The following is a 20,731-nucleotide window of genomic DNA, read 5'->3' as shown; positions in this document are numbered from 1 at the left end:
GTCTTTTTTACTACTTTTTTCTCGTCTCTCCAATTTTTCCTTGTTACACCAGCTTTTAGGGCATTAAACTTTTTTAATAAAAAATAGTCGTACTTACCTAAAAGGGCAATTGCGACTATCTAAAAAGTTATAAAGTTTTGCAATAGGATAAGCCAATGACAATGATCATCATCAAAATGGTAATTAGTGCCGCATGCTTACCGTTAGTCTTCTTTAAAATAAAGTAAACGGCAACTGTTACCAATAGGCTTAGGACACCAGGCATGATCTTATCAAACATCGATTGCAGTTTAATGACATTGTTTCCGACTTTACTTGATACGTTAGAATGAACAGCAATTTTAATTGGCGTTGAAACCTTAATCACAGTTGAAATTAGCGCGCCGACTACTATTAATCCGACTACATTTGCCATCGTTGTGATGCGCTGGATCAAATCACTTTGCTGATTTTTATTCAAAAAGTCGATGCCTTTTTTATAACCGTAAACAACTGCATAATATCTACCAAAGACGTTAATGATGTTGTATAAAATAAACATCAAAATTGGACCAAATACATTACCACTAAATGCCAATGAAGCACCAATACTACCAACTATTGGAATCCAAGTAAATTTAATTAAGCTATCACCTAGTCCAGCAAGTGGTCCCATTAAGCCAGTTTTTAACGGATTAATGCCCTCTTTTTCATCCGGTCCCGTTGTTTCCTCCATCGCTGCAGACAATCCTAGAATTGCCGCATCAAAATTGACATGTGAATTATAAAAGACTAAATGGCGTTTCATCGCCGCAGATAATTCTGCTTTATCTGGATAAATCTTGGCTAAAGCCGGTGCGATTGCTCGCATAAAACCCACGCCTTGTAAAGTTTCATAATTCAGTGTAATTCTCATTGTATTCAAGCGTAAAAACATCTGCCACAAATCTCGTTGATTGAGTTTATGTTCTGGAGCCTGCAATTTTTCTTCTGTCATAGGTCATAATCCTCCTCATCAATATCGTCTGAACTTGTTTCCTGGGCCATTGCTGGTTTAGTTGCTGAATTAGTTGTAGTTTCCCGTGTTGCTCTCTCATATAGAAAGGCAAAAACTAAAGCAATTAAAGTAATCGGTAAAATTTCCAGCTTTAGATATGAGGAAAGCACAAACCCTAAAATTAAAAACATCCATAATTCAGCCTTTTTCAGCATCGACATCATCAATAATGCAATACCGACTGCTGGAATAATTGAACCTGCTGTACTTAAACCATCAATGATAAATTTAGGTAAGTCACTCACGACTTTTTGAATGGCACCAGCACCAAACTGTAATGCTAAAAAAGTTGGAAAAGCTCGAGTGAAGCCGTACAAAATTGCCGGTGGCCAAGTTAACCAAAAGGTGCCCTTGACATCTGCTTTATCAGCCAATCTTTTTGCCCAGCCATTAAGCGAGCAATTGATAGTTTCGACTAAAATCAATAATTGTTGAGCTAGAATTGAAGTGGGAACTGCTAAGGTAATTGCTGTTGCGACCATTGTTGAAATACTTCTACCAGGATTGCCCATAATTGCCAACGCAGTACTGATCATGGTACCAGTAATCAGGTCTGGAGCCATATAGGCACCAACATTGCCAATACCCATCCACATAATTTCTAGTGTTGCACCAATTATTAGGCCTGCCTGCAAATTTCCAAGAATTAATCCAACAATTGGGGCAATTAATAATGGTCTGCGAAATAGTTTGGTGCTAACATCATCAATTCCCAGGAAAAATGCCAAAACCGTTATGATAAAGACTTTCATTTGCTCAATACCTCGCTTAAACTAACTGCTCCATCACTTGGAACCATCTGGATATTGATCTTGGTACCCTGAGCAATCAACTTTTCAAGCACCTCTTTTTCTTCATCCGTTAAAAAGACCGCCTTAGTATATTGTTTACGTTGCTCGTTACCCCGAATTCCACCAATATTTAAATCAGAAATTTGATATCCACCTGCTACTACTTCTGCTACCGCAAAAGGCGAAGCAAAAAGTAACATGGTTCGTCTGCTAACCGGATGATTAGGTACTATCTTCAAAAATTTTTGAGGTGAAAAAATATGCAGCTTGACATTTCGCGGTACACTCATTTGCAATACATTCGACTGAATTTTATCATTTGCTACTTGCTCATCAACAATAATTACCTGCTCAATTTGCTTAACATTAAGCCAAGTAGTCACTACTTGACCGTGAATTAACCGATCATCAATTCTACAAAACTCCACTGCCATTTTCGTCTTCCTCCTGCTCCTCAAATCTTGCTGAAATATTCTGAAAGCCAAGTTCATATGAATTTGCCAGTGACTGCGCCAATTCCGTTAAGCTCCGCTGACGGTTAGTAAATAAATCTAGTAACATTGGTAAATTTAGCCCACTTAACACTAAAACGTGATCCTTTTCCAAATAAAAAGTTCCACTAACATTCGATGGTGTGCCACCGAGAATATCAACTAAAATAATCGTGCCATTACTTGTATCAAGCAAATCATACTTGCGTGCCATCTGCTCCTTTGCCTGCGCCAAATTCAGTTCTTCAGTAACTGCCAATACTGCACAATTAGTTTGTTTGCCAACGATCATTTCCGCACTCTTCAATGCTTCCTGCGCAAAATAACCATGACTTGCTAAGATCACTGCTACTGCTCCACTTTCCTCACTCATTGCTATTTCCTTTCTCTAAATAAAAATCCCTTGCTTGCTGAATTTCTGTATTACTAATTCCAAAATGTCCTTGCAGATAATTTTCAGGTGTTCCAAATAATTCTCTTATTTTAGTAAGTGCTGCCTTGATATAAGATTCTCGAGTATCAATCATCGCCATTAAATAATCTAGATACGACTTTTCTTGAACCAGCTCATGGTACAACTGATATTTAAGTTGATTACGCTCTTTGCGAATCACTTTAGTCAACATGTAATCCTTAACTATCTCATCTTCTTGCACATTTAATAGTAATAAAACTAGCATTGAACCAAAACCCGTCCGATCTTTGCCGCCGCGGCAATGATGGAGTATGGGCAAAGACTCTTGTCTAACCACCGCTTTTAATAGTCTTCCATAAGCTTTTTGGGCAATTGGCGAAATAACTAAGTCTTGGTAACTTTCAATGACGTTTTCCCCGCGATCGTTGAGATATTTTTGAGCAATCTCACCATTTTTCAATGATTGGACTAATTTTTCATTTTCGCCTTTCAAATCAACTACACTAGCAGCTGCTTCAGAAAAACTTGATTGTGGATCACAATTTAAAATTTGCGTGACTGTCGGAATAAATTTATTCGGGTGAATCTGCCTTTCATGTGGCGAACGATAATCCACAATTGTCTGTATCCCATAATTAGTCAAAATTTGTTGGTCTTCACTATTGAGATTGGTTAGTTGATCACCGCGGAATAGTTTCCCCCATTTGACAAAACGTCCATCATTAGTCCGATATCCGCCCATATCCCGCAAATTAATCGCATTATCTAACGGCAGAACACGTTCAGCAAAAATGTTTGTGGTAAAATTATCCGACTTGATAATAAAATATTTTGGCAATTGACTACGTGGCAGTTTAATTCGAAAAGTTCCAGTTTGACTTTCGCTAACTACCGTATCAATTTTTTCATTCTGTGGCTGATTGCCAATCAACAATTGATACTCTGCGGTTTTATTAGTTTGTAAGTTTATATTTAGCTTGTCCCCAGATCGCTTAATTGCGATTCCTGGAATGATATATGGCTGTTGTTCCATTATTGCAACCCCTTTCAGAAGTATTATACTTTATGAAAAATATTTTATCAATATATTTTTTTAGAAAATAATTTTCATTTTTAAACAAAAATATAGTATAATTAGTAGCACATTGTTTATGCTTTAACTCTTAACTTAACGTTCTAAGTAATTTATAGAGGAGAAAATCATTTTGAATCCACTAATTTCTATCCAAAAAAAATATTTAACTTTTTCCAAGAATGAAAAATTTATCGCTGATTTTATTTTGCAAAACAGTCCAGATATTAACAACATGAAAATTTCCGAATTAGCAAGCAAGACCAACACTTCTAATGCAACAATTACGCGCTTTGTCCATAAGATCGGTTGTGCGAGCTATTCTGATATGAAAATTAATATTGGCAAGCATTTAATCCATGCCACCCCCAAAAATGAGAATAATATCTTAAATGAAGTTTTCAATTTTTACCAAACTGTGATTAAAAACACGCAACAAATGATTGATGAAAGTTCGATTAAGAAATTCATTAACTTACTTAAACAACAAAAGAACATCATTATTATTGGTGCCAGCAGTTCTGGTACTTCAGCACAAACTTTTGCATTACGGCTAATGCGCATGGGATTAAATGCACAAAGTTTTGCTGATCCCTATTGGATGCAGATGCGTGCTAGTATTGCATGTTCGCAAGATTTATTCTTAGCTATTTCTAACAGTGGCGTCACCGATTCAATTGTCAAAACCTTAAACTTTGCCCAAGAAAACCAGGCCAAGATTGTCTCAATTACAAGTTATTTAGCTAATCCAGTTGCTAAAATGAGTGACTTAACCTTTCACGTTTATAACCCTCGGTTTGCTAATAATGAAAAATTTATTAATTCACAGTTTTCCAATATGTATCTGATTGACGTGTTAACTTCATACTTGCAAGAAGATAATTGCTTTAATCAGACCATGAAAACTACCAGAAATTCAATTGGCGACAAATAATATCACTCCACCTTTTCCTTCAGTTCTCCTAATTTTTATGTTACTGTATGTTTTAACATCTAATATTTAGGAAAGGATGTTTTACTAGATGAATAATTTAACTAATCCTGAAAGACGTCAAGTACATTCGATTTCAGAAACCAACAGTTTTTTGACAAAAATGTACGGCTTAATGGGTATGGCTGTTTTAGTCTCAGCTTTGAGCGCTTATCTGACGATGACAACTTTTAGAAACGTCGTCATGCAAATGCCACCAGCAATGATGTGGATCATTTTATTAGTTCCACTTGGATTATCGATGGGAATAAGCTTTAAGGCTAATCGTAATCCAGTTGCTGGACTAGTGATGCTAATGTTGCTTTCAGTCATCTACGGGTTCGAATTTGCCCTCTTAGCTGGCTTTTATACTGGTAGTCAAATTGCCTCAGCCTTTGTTGCAGCAGCTGCCGTTTTCATTTCAATGGCTCTTTTCGGTACTTTTACAAAGAAGGACTTGACAAATTGGAATGCGTATTTAGGAGCTGCCTTAATCGGCTTTTTAGTTGCTTGGATTGTCAACATGTTTCTTAACAGTCCAACAATTACCTATATTTTCTCATTCATTGGCGTTATTATTTTCACCGGTTTGGTCGCAAGCGATGCCCAACAAATGAAGCGAATCTATACAAATTATGGTAATCAAGTTTCAACTAACGGCTTAGCTATTTTAGGAGCTTTGCAATTGTACCTGGACTTTGTTAATATTTTTATGTTCTTGTTAGAAATTATGGGTATCGGAAACGATAACAATAATTAAAATTATGACACACAAAAAGCAGTTGCTTTTCAAAGGCAACTGCTTTTTTATTTACCAACATAAAATTCAATTCGTTGTTGCAGATTTTCAAAGGTAACTGGACAATAGGCACCAATTTCACCATCAAGGTTAACTGGCAATTTTTGCTCAGCACTTTTACCAACTAATTCAATCTTTAAATTACGGGTTTTGGTATAAATAATATCCGGATCGTCAACATGACGCCCATTTAAGGCTAACGCCATCAAACGTAATAACTTAACAGGATCTGCTGGCTTAACGATGATTAATTGAAATAATCCGTCGCTTAATTGTGCATCTGGCATAATCTGCTCGAAACCGCCAATTGAATTAGTCATCCCTAACAGCAACATTGACAACTCGCCTTCATAGACGCCTTCATCATACGTTAGACGCAATTCATTTTCAGTCAAATGTGGCAACATTTCAGCGCCCTTAATCAAGTAAGCTGCATACCCTAAAGCTGATTTAACTTCTGAAGGCACGCCATAAGTTAACTCAGTCAGCGATCCACAAGCGGCAATATTAACGAAATATTGCCCATCTTCAGCAAACGTTGCTCGTCCAATATCCATTTTGCGAGTTTGGTCAGCCAAAATTACTTGAGCGGCTGCTAGCGGGTTATCCCGCGGAATATTTAATGCCCTAGCATAATCATTAGTTGTACCGGCAGGAATGATGGCCATTTTAGGACGATGCTCCAAAAATGCAATTCCATTAACCACTTCGTTAATCGTACCATCTCCACCGGCAGCAACAATTAAATCAAATCCAGCATTAGCAGCACGGGTTGCTTCCGTTTGCGCACTCTTAGCCTGCGGAGTAGTCCGAAAACTACTTGCCTCATACCCGGCTTGCTCCAAAACATCTAAAATATCACCGACATTTTTGGGCATTTGCTCGTGACCGGAGACAGGATTATAAATTAATCTTGCTTTTTTAGTCATAGTTCTTACCTTATTATCTTAAACTCAATACTACCGTTTTTGTAATTCTTGATTCAGGAGTTGGTTAATTACCTTCGGATTGGCTTTACCACGAGTTTGTTTCATAATTTGACCAACAAGATAGCCAATTGCCCGATCTTTACCATTCTTAAAGTCTTCAACCGACTGCGGATTATTGTCAACTACTTCTTTAACCATTGGGGCTAGAACACTAGTATCTGACAACTGTACCATGCCTTGATCTTCAACAAACTTTTTAGGATCAGTTCCATGTTCAATAGTTTCTGCAAAAACTTTTTTGGCAATCTTAGAAGAAATCGTACCATCTTTGATTAACTTAATCATTGCAGCTAAGTTAGCCGGTGTTAACTTAATGTCAGCTAGTGATACCCGATTATCATTTAAATAACCATTAACTTGGGTATTCATCCAGTTAGCGGCTAATTGCGGATCAGCGCCAGCAGCTACAGTCTCATCAAAGAAATCAGAACTTTCTTTAGTCTGCAATAAAACATTTGCATCATATGGCTTTAAACCGTACTTGTTAACATAATCATCATAGCGATCTTGGGCAGATTTTGGCAAAGTTTGCGCAATCTCATCAATCCATTCTTGGCTGATACGATCTGGAGCTAAATCTGGTTCTGGGAAATAACGATAATCCGCATCGCCTTCTTTAACCCGTTCCAATACAGTTTTGCCAGTTGCCTCATCGAACCGACGAGTTGAAAGCTGTACGCGACCACCAGAAAGTAAAACTTGCGCTTGCCGCTTTTCTTCATAAGCAAGTGATTTACGAACATGCTCAAAGGAATTAAGATTCTTCATTTCAACCTTAGTTCCCAATTCTTTTTGACCAGCTGGTCTAATCGAAATATTAGTATCAACCCGCATCGATCCTTCTTCCATTTTAACGTCAGAAGCACCAGTAAACTGCACAATTTTACGTAATTTTTCTAGATAGGCATAGCCTTCGTCAGGATCAGAAATCTCTGGTTCTGAAACCACCTCTAATAATGGCACACCCTGACGATTCAAATCCACATAAGAAAAACCGTTTGTTCCGTGAGTATTCTTACCTGCATCTTCTTCAATATGCATTTCATGGATACCGATCCGTTTTTTCTTACCATGAACTTCAATTTCTACATAGCCATCACGTGCCAATGGTTCAAAAAATTGTGTAATCTGATACGCTTTAGGGCTATCAGGATAGTAATAATTCTTACGATCAAAATGTGTTACCGGCGTAATATGAGCATGAGTTGCTAGTGCAACCATAATTCCCAATCGATAAACATCTTTATTAACGTAGGGCAAGACACCTGGCATTGCCCAGTCAATGACGTTGGTTTCAGTATTTTGCTTAGCACCATAACTTACTGGCGAAGGTGAGAAAATTTTACTTTTAGTTTTTAATTCGAAGTGAACTTCGAATCCAATTGTCGATTTAAAATTCATCAGTTAATCCTCCATTCCAGCTGGCTTTTTTTCATAAAATTTATTTGTTCGTTCGATAAAATCAGCAGTCTTAAAGATACTACCCTCATCAAAGCGGTTAGCCATAATTTGTAACCCAACAGGCATACCATCAACTAATCCGGCTGGCACACTAGCTGCAGGAATTCCAGCTAAGTTAGCAGAAATAGTTAGAATATCATTGTTATACATTTTAATTGGATCTGAAATTTCGCTGCCAATATCAAATGCAGGAGTCGTCGTCGTTGGCCCTACTACTACATCATTTTGGGCAAAAATATCATCAAATTCTTGGCAAATTAGAGTTCTAACCTTAGCAGCTTGTCTAAAGAACCGGTCATAAGAACCAGCTGATAAAGCAAATGAGCCTAGCATAATCCGCCGCTTAACTTCCTCACCGAAACCCTCTGAACGAGACTTGACATAAACATCTAACAAATTCTTCGTATCATCTGCGCGGTAGCCATAGCGAATTCCGTCATAACGTTGCAAGTTAGAAGAAGCTTCACTGGACGCAATAATATAGTAATCTGGCACAACATATTTAGTTAGCGGTAGCGAAACTTCATTAATAATTGCACCAGCAGCTTCTAAAGCAGCAATTTGTTCTTTAACAACTGTGCGAATTCCCGCATCAACAGCATCACTCAGATATTCTTTAGGAACACCAACACGCAATCCCTTAATATCTTGACCGATAAACTGAGTAAAATCTGGCACAGCCCTAGTTGATAAAGTTGAATCATGATCATCGCTGCCAGCAATCACGTTTAACACTTGTGCAGAAGTTTTGGCCCGCTTGCTCATCACACCAATTTGGTCAAGTGAAGAAGCAAAAGCAATTAAGCCCCAACGGGATACTCGACCATAAGTTGGTTTAATCCCAAAAATTCCGTTAAAAGCTGCTGGCTGACGAATTGAGCCACCAGTATCAGAGCCTAAAGCAGCAACTACTTGACCAGAGGCAACTGCTACTGCCGAGCCGCCTGACGAACCACCAGGAACCTTGTCCAAATTCCATGGATTATGAGTCACACCAAAGTACGAATGTTCAGTTGAAGAACCCATCGCAAATTCGTCAAGGTTAGTCTTGCCAACAAAAGTTGCTTGGGCCTTTTTTAGTCGCTCAATTACGGTTGCATCATAAACAGGCAGATAGTTGTCTAAAATATGACTCGCAGCTGTAGTCTTCACACCATCTGTCATAATATTATCTTTAATTGCAATTGGAATCCCGGCTAGCTTATTATGTGAAAAGTCCAGCTCTTCACTAACTTTAGCATCCTCTTGAACCGTTATCCACGCATTCAGCTTTTTATCAGTTTGCTTAATATTGGCCACAGTGTCTTGGGCTAGCTTATCAGCCGACAAAGTCCCCTGTGCCAATTTTTGATTTAATGAGTCAATATCTTCATTTAAGTAATTCATTACTCGTCCTCATCCTTATTAATAATTACCGGAACCTTGATAAAGCCATTAGCTTGTTCAGGAACATTTTTCATTAATTCTGTCCGATCCTGCCAATGTTCTGGTTTATCTTCTCTAAACACAGTATCACGGTCAACTACCTGAACTGTTTCTGAAACACCAGCTGTATCAACCTCAGATAATTGATCAGCCATATTAATAATTGAGTCCATCTGCTCCGTTATTTTACCCATCTCAGCTTGACCAAACTCAAGTCGCGATAAAGTCGCAACATGCTTAATTGTTTCTTCTGTAATTTTCATATAAATACCTCCTTATTCACCGCCATAAACATGGACTTGATAACTACTATCAGCAGTTTCTTTGGCAACTAGTGCTTGAATATCGTTGACTGAGCCAATCTTGATTTCAATTGGAACATTGTTAGCCAAATACTTTTTTGCCGTCGATAAGACTAACCGAGTAAAACTTTGTACTTGTTCATAACCATAAAATTGCGTCGTAATCGAAATATTTTCTTGCGCTAATTTACCATTTTCATACCGCAAAGTCGCCGTTACGCCACTGATATTAGGAAAATAGTTTTGAATTGATTCCTTAAAGCTGCTAAAGCTTGAAGCATCATTACTATTAATTGCCTTTTTATTTCCCACAGTTGGCAAGACTTCTGTTTGTGCAGAAATAGTTTTCCATTTAGCTATTTTACTACTATTAGCTGCTGCTGTCCCGCTCAAAAAGTAAGTTCCACCAACTAAAGAGTCTTTACTTTCTTTTGAAAATAGCCCAACAGTAATGGGGATATTTTTTAATGACTTCTTTTTGCGCAAACGTGCAACCACCTGCTCAGCTATTTGCTTACCAGCCTGCTTTTGTTGCGCACGCGTAATCTGCTGCTGATATTCTGGACCACCACTAGTCTTTTGATAATAATCAATCGAGTTTAAAGCCAAACCAATACTAATACCACCAATATGATAATTAGAGCCAGAGCCAGTTAAATAGTCCTGCTCTAAAATTTCTTCTAAGTAATAAGGATTATATTGCTTAGGGTTAAGCCCTACTGGATTAGTCTTAGACTTGCGAGCCAGCCATTTATTAACAGTTGCAGCACTGAGATACTGTCCTTCTTGAAAATAAAACGACTTGGTCGAATATTCTGCTTTAGAAATTTGCACCAAACCACGCTCAAGCTCGCGTGTATCAACGGAATTATCATTATCAGTGGCAGTTAATCCAGCAATCGGACTAGTAACATAATGACCATTCTTTAATAAAACCGTGTAACCATTATTACCCGTGTCAGTTGTTTGGTATGATTTTGTTTTTGTATTTTGCGTTGTCTTGGCATTATTAGCTAAATCAGAGTTTTTTAAATTACCACAAGCAGTCAAACTCAATCCTAATCCCAAGAGCGCAAACATCTGCAAATATTTTTTCAATGTAATATTCCTTTATTTAATTTGGTCAATCGCAGCTTCTTCAGTCAAAAGCGCTACACCAAGCTTTTGCGCTTTAGTATACTTGGAGCCCGCATCTTGACCATAAATAACATAATCAGTTTTACCAGATACTGATCCTGTAACCTTAGCACCCAGAGCTTGCAGTTTTTTAGTAAATTCAGGTCTAGTATAATGTGCTAGCGTCCCAGTAAGCACAACTGTCTTATTTTTGAAAAAGTTATCAGGGATTTCTGCAATCTCGCTTTCGGTTTCACCTAAATAAGTTAGATTGACCCCATTTTTTTCTAATTGAGCAATTACTTGCTTAACTTTAGGTTGAGCAAAATAGGTAGTTAATGATTCCGCAATTGTCATCCCAATTGTATTAATTGCAACAATATCTTGCACATCAGCCTGCATAATTTTAGTCATATCTTTAAATTTTTGAGCGATTAATCGAGCAGCTTTAGCCCCAACATGGTCAATTCCTAAACCTGTCAGTAATAATTCAACTGAATTACGCTTAGAATCAGCAATCGCAGTTAACAAATTGTTAATTGCTTTATCCTTAAAATGATCTAGTTGTGCCAAATCAGTCGCAGTTAATTGGTATAAATCAGCCACATTATGAACTAAATCATGGTCGATTAACTGCCGCACAATCTTCGGTCCCAGACCAGCAATATCCATTGCAGGACGAGAGGCAAAATGCGTTATCCCCTCTTCAATCTGTGCGGGACATGATGGATTAACGCAACGCAATGCCACTTCGTCTTGCAGATGAATTAGCTTCTGACCACATGATGGACAAGTAGTAGGAACCTCATAAGGAACGCTATCCTTGGGACGTTTAGCTAATACAACTTGTGAAATTTCCGGAATGATATCTCCAGCTTTATGCAACATGACTGTATCGCCAATGCGGACGTCTTTTTGTTTAAGCAATTCGGCATTATGCAAAACGGCGTGTGATACCGTTGTGCCAGCTAACTGCACCGGATCCATTATCGCCGTTGGCGTCACCACACCTGTCCGACCAACAGTCCACTTAATTTCATGAACGACTGTTGCCTGCTCTTCAGGCGGAAACTTATAAGCAATTTCCCAACGTGGCACCTTAACTGTATTACCTAACTCTTTTTGCAGAGCTAGGTCGTCAACTTTTAGTACAATGCCATCAATACCATAAGTTAAAGTATCTCTTTTAGCAGTGTATTCATCAATAAAATCAAAAATTTCTGTTAACTTAGCTAACTTTTGTCCAGTTTCATTGGTATGAAAGCCCAACTTAGCCATTTCAGTCATCGCTTGATGCTGACTAGTAATATCCTGTGGGGGATTGACCCAAGTATAAATAAACGTACTCAAATTACGCCGCTTAGTAACCTGTGGATTTAATTGCCTTAACGAACCCGCAGCAGCGTTACGGGGATTAGCAAAAACTGCTGCGCCTTGCTGATCACGCTGTTCATTTAGCTTAGCAAAGGCTTCCTTGTCCATGTAGCATTCGCCACGTACTTCAGTCGTCAACTTTTTAGGTAGTGTTTGCGGAATATCAGCTATATAGCGTGCATTCGCCGTTACATCCTCACCAACATTACCATTTCCCCTAGTAGACGCCCTAGTTAACTTACCATCAGTATATTCTAAGGCAATTGACAAACCATCAATTTTTAATTCAACATTGTAAGCTACAGCATGTCCCACCAGTTTTTGAACTCGCTCATCAAAATCAGTCAGTTCTTGTTTAGAAAACACATCGCCCATTGATAGCATTGGAATTTCATGTTCGACTTTGCTAAATTCGCTATCAACCTGACCGCCAATACGCTGAGTAATTGAATCAGGTGTAACTAATTGCGGAAACTCCTGCTCTAGTTTAACTAATCGCTGATAGTTTTGATCATAAACACTATCTTCAACTGCAGGATTATCCTTAGTATAATAAGCATCAGCCCAACCATTCAGTTTTTTTCTCAGAGTAGCAACTTCCTGTTTAGCTTCATCAAAAGTTAAATCTGCCATTTTATTCCTCCTGACTAAAAACTTAGCTTCAAATTCATTATACCTTTTTAATTGGTGCAAATGCTGCTAAAAGCCGCTTAATTCCTTGACCGGTAAAAGCAATGTCGAGTTCCATGTCTTCACCCGTACCATTAACCTTAGTCACCACACCGCGGCCCCATGATTTATGCTCTACTTGATCGCCAACCTGCCAGCCTTCATGCTCAGCACCAATTGCCCCTTTAGGCTTGACTTTAGGTGTATAAACTTGCGCCCGTGCCCGTTCATCAGCATGCGCAAATGGTGCAGCTTGTGCCTCAAAGTTACTTGTTGGAATTTGCGGATTAACCACTTCCAAATCAGCGCTATCAATCTCTTCCAAAAATCTTGAAGGTGGATTATTTTGCGTGCGACCATACATCATCCGTGAATAAGCATTAGTCAAAAATAGCTCTTGTTTAGCTCTAGTAATTCCCACATATGCTAAGCGACGTTCTTCTTCTAACTGATCGTCTTCTAGCAGGGCACGTGATAATGGAAAAATCCCATCTTCCATTCCTACTAAGAAAACTACCGGAAATTCCAGACCCTTAGCAGCATGCAAGGTCATTAAGGTCACTTGCTGCTCACTATCAACCAGGTCATCCTGATCACTTAATAGCGAAACTTCCGCCAAAAAATCACTTAACCTACTAGCATCATCACTATCTGCTTCATATTGATCATCAAAACGCTTGGTAACTGATAAAAATTCATCTAAGTTTTCTAACCTAGTTTCAGCTTCAATCGTGTGCTCAGCCTTAAGTGCAGCAGTATAACCAAAGTCTTGCAAGATCTTTTCAGTTAAACCAGTTACGGTATGATCACCACTGTACTTAATTGCGTCTCGTAATTTAGCACCAAAATCACTCAACTTGCTGGCAGCACGCGTGGCTATCTTAGACATACCAATACTGGTTAGCGCATCTAACAGTGTAAAATTATTTTCCTGTGCAAAAGCCAAAAACTTATCAACTGTCACGGCACCAATTCCACGCTTAGGTGTATTAATAATCCGATTAAAACTGAGAGTATCACTAGGATTAGCTACTAACTTCAAATAAGCCATAATATCCAAGATTTCCTTACGATCATAGAATTTATGACCACCAACTATTTTGTAAGGAATATTAGCCTTCACAAAAGCTTCTTCAACCGTTCTTGATTGCGCGTTTGTGCGATATAATACGGCAAAATCTTGATATGACCGCTTTTTTTGGTCAACTTCCTCTTGAATTTTAGCTATGAGGTAGTGCGCCTCATCATCGCCGCTTTGTGCTTTATAATAGGTAACCTTAGCTCCTGATCCTTGATCGGTCCACAGATTTTTCGACTTACGATTACGATTATTTTTAATAACTGCGTTCGCAGCCGCTAAAATATGACCAGTAGAACGGTAATTTTGTTCCAACTTGACTGTTTGCACGCCATCAGCTTGATAGTCACGCTCAAAGTTCATAATATTTTCCATATTGGCTCCTCGCCAACCATAAATTGATTGATCGGCGTCACCCACCACACAAATATTTTTATGTTGAGCAGCTAATTCATGACAAAGTTCATATTGCGCCTCATTGGTATCCTGATATTCGTCAACTAATAAATACCGAAATTTATTCTGATAATAATGTAAAACTGTTGGCTCTTGTTTAAACAAAACAAGCGTTTGCATAATTAAATCATCAAAATCCATAATCTGATCGCGCTTTAAGCGGTGTTGATACTCCTGATAAACTTTCACCGCCATTTTTTCAAATGGTGAACTGCTACTAGCTGCATAAGCATCAGGAGTTAATAAATTATTCTTCGCATTAGAAATAGCCGATAAAATTCCACGCGGTTCATACATTTTAGGGTTAACATTTAATTCTTTTTCAATATGCTTGACCAAAGTCAATTGCTGAGCCGAATCAGCGATTGAAAAGTTATGAGTATAGCCAATTTTGTCCGCATCACGTCGTAAAATTCGGACACAAAGAGCATGGAAAGTCGACATCCAAATATCTCCAGCACTAGGACCTAGCAATTTTTGCTCACGTTCACGCATTTCACTAGCTGCCTTATTAGTGAAAGTAATTGCCAAAATATTCCAAGGCAAAACTTGCTTTTCTTCAACCAAATAAGCGATTCGTCTAGTTAACACGGAGGTCTTCCCCGATCCAGCTCCTGCAACAACTAACAATGGTCCTTCAGTTATTTTAACCGCTTTTTGCTGCTGCGGATTTAATCCTGCTAAAATTGCTTCTTCACTCATGAATTTTCCCTTCATTAAAAGCTTGCATAACTATTTTATTGTACCAAAAAACTCAGCACCTTTTGGGCAAATTATCTTACTAATTATCGTATTGCTCCAAATTATATTGCTTAATCAATTTGATCAATTTGTCCGCATAATTCGGATCAGTCGCATAACCATCTTGAACTAGGGCATGTGCCTGTTTTTCATAATCTTTAGCTGCCAAAACATGTCGGTATTGCCGATGATTCCAGGTTGTTCCTTTTTGAAAAAGTTCTGCATGAGCTCTAATTGAAGCTTCATATGAATCATAAATTTGAAAACGGGCTTTAACCTCAACCCACTTGCCTTTAACATATTCTTTAGTCGTCAAAACAGCTGAAGTATTAGGATTAGTTCCCTTAACTCCAAATAGGTTGTTGTATTTTTGTGATAGGCTACTTTGACCATAGTCACTTTCTAAACATGCTTGCGCAATCGTGATACTGGGTAGTAAGTCATAACTTTGATCAACTTTTTTGGCAATTGGACCAATCTGTTTAATAAATTGCTTGTGCTGCTTGATAACTTTTTCACGTGCTTCTTTGCGAGCCAATTGCTCTTGACGAATTTGTTCTGATTCAATCGCTTGATTGCGATAATATCGTGCACCAGCTAAAACTACAATTAATAAAAATAAGATAATAAAGGCAGTAATTATAATCCGCCAACTAGATTGTTTTTTACGTTTACGCTTTTTTGCCATGAAATTTTCCTTGCTTTAAAAATCCTGTCTTAAGTATAACCCGACTGCGGGTAATTGTTGATTACTGTAAACAATTTTTAACCAAAAAGTTTTGCTTTGAGGGTTTTTTAGGCAAAAAAAATAGAGCCAATAGCTCTATTACATCATGCGGGCAAGAAGACTCGAACTTCCACGATCTAAAAACGATCACAAGATCCTTAGTCTTGCGCGTCTGCCATTCCGCCATGCCCGCAATACATGTATTACTATACCCTAAAAATCGATTCAGCACAAGGTGTTGCGACCACTTTTTCCTAAAGAAATGTACAACAGTATCTAAAAATTGGAGGCACACTAAACGATTACAACAAGCAAAATCATCAATCGTTTAGAAAAAATTGATATCTCAGTGCTATACTGAATAAAGTAATAATTGCACAAGCTAGAGTTAGTTGGCTTGTTAAAATTTGTAAGGAAGTATAAATTTTGAAAGAAAATTTTTTTCGTAAGTGGCATGTTTTTCAAACCATAGCTCAAATGATTTTTTGGATCGCTATTGGGATTTTTACTATAATTAATCCTAACCATCTTATTTTTAAAAAGCGGCTGTCTAATTGGGTAATGTGTTTAATGCTTTTAGCAATGCTGATCTTACAATTAACAATAGCAAAACCAGAAAAACGAGACAGCCATTGGATACAGTTTAACCACTACCTACAGATTTTTCTAATCGGTATCACCCTCCAAGGTAGCGTGAGTACCTTTTTAGCATTTGTTCATAAGTACCATATTTTAAACTTTAATTTTTGGGCTATTTTAGCAACCCTTTATTCTCTTATAATGTACTTGCCACTAGCCCAGCTTGCTCTGGCTAAGATCAAAAACAATTGGGGTCGCATGTTTATGCTGGCATTTGTCATCTTTTCATTTGCGCTTAGTGGACCCACTTTGGCTGGCAACAGTTCTCACTTATACTTACAGCCATTGCAACTGCTAAATAACTCTGGCGTCACGGGAACTATTGCTCTGCTTTTAATCACATTACCTGTAATGCACGAATGGGGATTCGCCAGTCCTCATTTTAAAATAAGTAGGAATGCCGGTCTAGGAGTATTGGCATTTATTGTGCTGGTAATCTTTGTTGACATTATGTTCAACAGCTTCAATGTTTCATCATCATTCAAAAACCTCTTCACAGCTTGGGATTTCAAGTTCGTCAAAGTCAGTTGGATGTTCACATTAGAAGCTTGCGAAGCCGGTATTGCCGAGGAATGGCTTATGCGTTACTGCATGAGTCGCCTGCTAATGCGGCAATTCAGCAATAGTAAAAATATGATTATGTGGAGTGTCATAGGTAATGGCATACTTTTCGGTCTTTTTCACTTTGGCAATATTGCTGGACAACCTGCTAGTGCAACGTTTGAGCAGATGTTCTCTGCCGCCTCATGGGCATTATTGATGACTGCAATTTACCTGTATACAGATTCTTTGGCAATTAATATGGTTTATCATGGAATCTATGACATGCTGGCATTTTATACCAGCGGCTCAGTTCATGAAGCTGTTCCCGATGCTTTTACTTGGCAGATTGATATTTTACTTTTCTTTATTTATGCCTCTGTTGCCTATTTCCTAATTTCAGGAAAACGCAAAAAGACAATTGAACTAAACTTGGCTAATAATGAGATATAAAGAACATTCTTTATGAAAGTATACAGTCAGAATAACTAATAGATATTAACTAAATAATCTTTGATGAATAATCAAAAAACATGTATTTGCCCGTTCGCAAATACATGTTTTTTTATCAAATTCCAAAAATTAAATTATAACTCTTAACCTCTTCCAATAAGAAAATTAATTAACCATTTGTTCATTGACATAGCGTGCATATAATTGATGGTGCTGCATCAAATATTGGTGCGTTCCCTGACCAGTAATTTGTCCGTGCTCAATAAAGTAAATCTGATCAGCATTCACAATCGTTGCTAGCCGATGCGCAATTACCAGAGTTGTTCTGCCCACCATCAATTGATCAAGCGCTTGTTGAACCTTGCTTTCTGATTCAGAATCTAAACTAGCCGTAGCCTCATCCAACATTAGAATTTTAGGATCCCGTAAAAAAGCACGTGCAATCGCAATTCGTTGCTTTTGACCACCAGATAAGTTAATGCCACGCTCACCAATCTTAGTTTCTAATTGATCTGGAAATTCACGCACAAATTGATCTGCATAAGCCAAACTTAAACCATGCCAAAGTTCAGCATCACTTAAACTTTTACCTAAGCCATATTCCAAATTATCGTGAATAGTACCAGAAAAAATTGCACTATTCTGAGACACATAACCAATTTGAGAACGCCAGTTATGTAAATCAACTTCAGCAATATCCTGGTCGCCTACCTTGAATTGCCCCTGATCAGGCTGATAGAAACGTTCTAGCAGAGCAAAAATCGTTGACTTTCCGCCACCACTAGGACCAGCAAAAGCAATTACCGTATTGGGCTGAGCGCTAAAAGTAATGCTATGCAAAACTGGTTCACCAGAATGATAACTAAAACTAATATCGTTTGCAGTTAAAGTTTTACCCTCAACATTAATTTTATGATTAGCCAACCCTTCTTTTTCAGGAGCCAACCTCAGAATAGACTGAATTCGCTCAGTTGAACCCATCGCCTTTTGTAATTGGGAAAAGAATGTCGCAAAGTTGGCTACTGGCTCGATTACATTGAACAAATATAGCAAAAAAGCAACCAAAGTCCCGTTAGATAGGGTTCCTTGACTGATTCGGAAAATGCCATACGCCAAAATTCCAGCAAAGACCGCCATCATGACCGTAGTCATAACTGGCTGCAAAATTGCCTCAACTCGTGCACTTTTAATCCCAATCCCAAAAATTTGGTTAATTAAACCTTGACCACGCTGTTGCTCAAATTTTTCACCATTACTGGCTTTAATCAAACGTACCTCGGATAATTTTTCACTCACATCACCATTAAACTTTGCCGTTGCCGTCTGTAATTTACGCCCAAGGTGGGCCATAATCCGACCTACTGGTAATAAAATCGCTACAACAATTGGTACCAAAACAAACATCAACGCTGCCATTTGCCAATCCATTACAAAGAGAATTATTAATGAAAACAGCAACTGGATTGCCCCAGTAATAAAATTAGGGAATTGTGAAGCAATCAAATCCTTAATTACGCCAGTATCATTGACCAACCGTGAACTACTTTCACCAGCTTTAGTGGAGTCAAAATAGCTTAGTGGTAATTTTAACAAATGTGACCAGAGCTTTTCCCGCAGTCTTTTAACAGCATCTTCACCAAAATAACGCAAAATATAGCCACTAATCGTACCCAAAATTAATTGAGCCACAAAAATGGCGATTAACGCGATTAAAATCGTAAAGTTAAACTTACTAAAACTGCTAGTATCAACTAAATTACGGGTCATAAGCGGCAAAATTAAATTAACGCCGCTCGTAATCATGCTAAAACCAATCCCAACAAAAAATAACACTTTTTTCAGTTGTAATTCATTAAGCAGATGGAAAAAATCTTTTAATTTTACGCGATCTAACTCATCTTTACGTGACTTAAACGTCATTACTTTACCGACTTTCTCTTTTTGGTCTTAATCATATTTTCTAAATAAAAAACACTAAGTATACTTGATTAATTATATTGCATCCATATCGTTATGCAAAATTTATTTTGTAACATCAGAATTAATTAACTTAAGTTGACCGCCGCAGCGTCCACATCGGTAACGATGCAGATTAACTCGGCGAACCCTAGCATATTTTTGTCCACAACTTTGACAAATATAATTGTATATTGTTTTCCTGCGCTGTCTTAACCCGATATCAGGTGTATATCGTAAACCACCAACTTGTTTTAGCAAAACTTGAAAATCACGATCACAATGCCGATATCCCTGTCCTGATAAATGGAGATGATAATGCGTTAATTCATGCTTAATAATCCCAATTAAATCAGTCCGATATTTTTTTGCCAGAAAATGCGCATTAATTTCAAGATGATGATCAGTTAAATGATAACGGCTACCAGTAGTTGTCATCCTCGTATTAATTTTAACTTGGTGAGTAAACGGCTGTCCAAAAGCTGCCAATGAAATTTGCCGCACTAACTGTTCTAACTCCAATTGCTTCATTTATCTGAAAAGCCGAGCATACAAAGCCGCTTGCCGTTTAGTTTTAATTCTAACTTTAAGTGCTGTTACCAATTTGCGTTTAAACGGCTTAGCGCCTTCCATCCAAGTACCTGTAAAAACATGAATCGTTTTAGAATCAGCAGAGGGATTACATAAAACCCCATCTGGATAAACTTGAATACCAGTTTTGAGCATTTGAGCTTGATTGTTAGGCTTAGCGCCATACTTATTTTTGAGGATATCAGCAACCGATAATGTGTTAACTCCAGCTAGCTGATGGTCTTTATCAAAAGTAAAATCGCGATCATCATAATAGTCTAGCATGTCCTTAAGTAGCGGATGCCCTTTTTGCGCACCAAAAACTGCAGTAAAAGGATTATCAGAATTTTCAAAGCCAACAAAAGCTTGATTTGCTAGTAATGAATGTAAATTATCTAGTACTAATACATCAGTATCTAAATAAATACCACCCATTTCATAAACTGCTTTGGCACGAATATAATCTGACACAAAGGCCCATTTTTTTGCTTGATAAGCTTGCTCAACATACTTATTTTCATGAATATCAAAATTAGTTTCATTCCACTCTATTATTTGATAATCTGGTAAATGTTTTTGCCAAGTGCGCATACAACGCTGAATATTTTTAGGCTTCGGATTGCCGCCAACCCAAACATAATGAATAATCTTGGGGATCATT

Annotated in this window: 19 protein-coding genes and 1 tRNA gene; 3 read left to right on the top strand and 17 right to left on the bottom strand. The window is 37.8% G+C overall.

The features are described 5' to 3' along the window. Window positions 1–127: 127 nt before the first annotated feature. From OZX59_RS08960 to OZX59_RS08940, 5 genes are read right to left on the bottom strand one after another with little or no spacing between them, the layout of a single operon-like run. A complete protein-coding gene (locus tag OZX59_RS08960; protein WP_277126053.1) occupies window positions 128–976 on the bottom strand; it encodes a PTS system mannose/fructose/sorbose family transporter subunit IID in 849 nt (282 codons plus the stop codon). Further along, a complete protein-coding gene (locus OZX59_RS08955; protein WP_277126052.1) occupies window positions 973–1,788 on the bottom strand; it encodes a PTS sugar transporter subunit IIC in 816 nt (271 codons plus the stop codon). Before OZX59_RS08955 ends, OZX59_RS08960 begins: the two co-directional genes overlap by 4 nt. Then, the gene (locus OZX59_RS08950) at window positions 1,785–2,261 is read right to left on the bottom strand and encodes a PTS sugar transporter subunit IIB (RefSeq protein ID WP_277126051.1); all 477 of its coding nucleotides are present in this window, start codon (window positions 2,259–2,261) and stop codon (window positions 1,785–1,787) included. The genes OZX59_RS08955 and OZX59_RS08950 overlap by 4 nt, the downstream gene beginning before the upstream one ends. Further along, on the bottom strand, window positions 2,242–2,691 hold the full coding sequence (locus tag OZX59_RS08945) for a PTS sugar transporter subunit IIA (RefSeq protein ID WP_277126050.1): 450 nt from the start codon (window positions 2,689–2,691) through the stop codon (window positions 2,242–2,244). The genes OZX59_RS08950 and OZX59_RS08945 overlap by 20 nt, the downstream gene beginning before the upstream one ends. After that, window positions 2,684–3,766 (bottom strand): tyrosine-protein phosphatase, encoded by a 1,083-nt coding sequence (locus OZX59_RS08940; RefSeq protein ID WP_277126049.1) that lies wholly within the window; start codon window positions 3,764–3,766, stop codon window positions 2,684–2,686. The genes OZX59_RS08945 and OZX59_RS08940 overlap by 8 nt, the downstream gene beginning before the upstream one ends. A gap of 172 nt (window positions 3,767–3,938) precedes the next feature. Here OZX59_RS08940 and OZX59_RS08935 point away from each other — a divergent pair, with 172 nt between their 5' ends. Further along, on the top strand, window positions 3,939–4,739 hold the full coding sequence (locus OZX59_RS08935) for a MurR/RpiR family transcriptional regulator (RefSeq protein ID WP_277126048.1): 801 nt from the start codon (window positions 3,939–3,941) through the stop codon (window positions 4,737–4,739). Window positions 4,740–4,827: 88 nt separating this feature from the next. Then, on the top strand, window positions 4,828–5,535 hold the full coding sequence (locus tag OZX59_RS08930; RefSeq protein ID WP_277126047.1) for a Bax inhibitor-1/YccA family protein: 708 nt from the start codon (window positions 4,828–4,830) through the stop codon (window positions 5,533–5,535). 47 nt (window positions 5,536–5,582) lie between these two features. On the opposite strand, the gene OZX59_RS08925 is transcribed toward OZX59_RS08930, so the two are convergent. The 9 genes from OZX59_RS08925 to OZX59_RS08885 all read right to left on the bottom strand — a co-directional run bounded on the left by OZX59_RS08925 (window position 5,583) and on the right by OZX59_RS08885 (window position 16,105). Next, complete coding sequence (locus OZX59_RS08925) at window positions 5,583–6,503, bottom strand: diacylglycerol kinase family lipid kinase (RefSeq protein ID WP_277126046.1); 921 nt, start codon at window positions 6,501–6,503, stop codon at window positions 5,583–5,585. Between the two features lie 30 nt (window positions 6,504–6,533). Beyond that, window positions 6,534–7,964 carry an Asp-tRNA(Asn)/Glu-tRNA(Gln) amidotransferase subunit GatB gene (gene gatB, locus OZX59_RS08920; protein ID WP_277126045.1) on the bottom strand — a complete coding sequence of 477 codons (1,431 nt, stop codon included), beginning with the start codon at window positions 7,962–7,964 and terminating at the stop codon, window positions 6,534–6,536. Between the two features lie 3 nt (window positions 7,965–7,967). Continuing rightward, window positions 7,968–9,410, bottom strand: coding sequence for an Asp-tRNA(Asn)/Glu-tRNA(Gln) amidotransferase subunit GatA (gene gatA, locus OZX59_RS08915; RefSeq protein WP_277126044.1), 1,443 nt, complete (start codon window positions 9,408–9,410; stop codon window positions 7,968–7,970). Beyond that, window positions 9,410–9,712 (bottom strand): Asp-tRNA(Asn)/Glu-tRNA(Gln) amidotransferase subunit GatC, encoded by a 303-nt coding sequence (gatC, locus tag OZX59_RS08910; RefSeq protein ID WP_277126043.1) that lies wholly within the window; start codon window positions 9,710–9,712, stop codon window positions 9,410–9,412. The genes gatA and gatC overlap by 1 nt, the downstream gene beginning before the upstream one ends. 12 nt (window positions 9,713–9,724) lie before the next feature. Continuing rightward, window positions 9,725–10,849, bottom strand: a complete 1,125-nt coding sequence (locus OZX59_RS08905; RefSeq protein ID WP_277126042.1) for a CamS family sex pheromone protein — start codon at window positions 10,847–10,849, stop codon at window positions 9,725–9,727. Between the two features lie 12 nt (window positions 10,850–10,861). Further along, a complete protein-coding gene (ligA, locus tag OZX59_RS08900) occupies window positions 10,862–12,874 on the bottom strand; it encodes an NAD-dependent DNA ligase LigA (protein WP_277126041.1) in 2,013 nt (670 codons plus the stop codon). Between the two features lie 37 nt (window positions 12,875–12,911). Next, complete coding sequence (gene pcrA / locus OZX59_RS08895; protein WP_277126040.1) at window positions 12,912–15,146, bottom strand: DNA helicase PcrA; 2,235 nt, start codon at window positions 15,144–15,146, stop codon at window positions 12,912–12,914. A gap of 79 nt (window positions 15,147–15,225) precedes the next feature. Next, window positions 15,226–15,873 carry a glycoside hydrolase family 73 protein gene (locus OZX59_RS08890; protein WP_277126039.1) on the bottom strand — a complete coding sequence of 216 codons (648 nt, stop codon included), beginning with the start codon at window positions 15,871–15,873 and terminating at the stop codon, window positions 15,226–15,228. Between the two features lie 146 nt (window positions 15,874–16,019). After that, window positions 16,020–16,105 (bottom strand) — tRNA-Leu (locus OZX59_RS08885). 233 nt (window positions 16,106–16,338) lie between these two features. Between OZX59_RS08885 and OZX59_RS08880 the strand changes: the two genes are divergently transcribed. Next, window positions 16,339–17,544: a CPBP family intramembrane glutamic endopeptidase gene (locus tag OZX59_RS08880; protein WP_277126037.1), complete on the top strand. Its 1,206-nt coding sequence runs from the start codon at window positions 16,339–16,341 to the stop codon at window positions 17,542–17,544. A gap of 165 nt (window positions 17,545–17,709) precedes the next feature. Here the strand turns inward: OZX59_RS08880 and OZX59_RS08875 are convergent, their stop codons facing one another. The 3 genes from OZX59_RS08875 to OZX59_RS08865 form a co-directional block, all read right to left on the bottom strand. After that, window positions 17,710–19,464 (bottom strand): ABC transporter ATP-binding protein, encoded by a 1,755-nt coding sequence (locus OZX59_RS08875; RefSeq protein WP_277126035.1) that lies wholly within the window; start codon window positions 19,462–19,464, stop codon window positions 17,710–17,712. A 102-nt stretch (window positions 19,465–19,566) separates the two neighbouring features. After that, the gene (locus OZX59_RS08870) at window positions 19,567–20,031 is read right to left on the bottom strand and encodes a SprT family protein (protein ID WP_277126033.1); all 465 of its coding nucleotides are present in this window, start codon (window positions 20,029–20,031) and stop codon (window positions 19,567–19,569) included. Next, window positions 20,032–20,730, bottom strand: coding sequence for a glycosyltransferase (locus tag OZX59_RS08865; RefSeq protein ID WP_277126032.1), 699 nt, complete (start codon window positions 20,728–20,730; stop codon window positions 20,032–20,034). Window position 20,731: the final 1 nt, after the last annotated feature.

Origin of the sequence: Lactobacillus sp. ESL0681 (genome assembly GCF_029392835.1) — a bacterium.
In the GTDB taxonomy this organism is placed as follows: Bacteria; Bacillota; Bacilli; order Lactobacillales; family Lactobacillaceae; genus Lactobacillus.
Note: the sequence above shows the minus strand (reverse complement) of the source record. Positions and strands in the feature narration are given on the sequence as shown.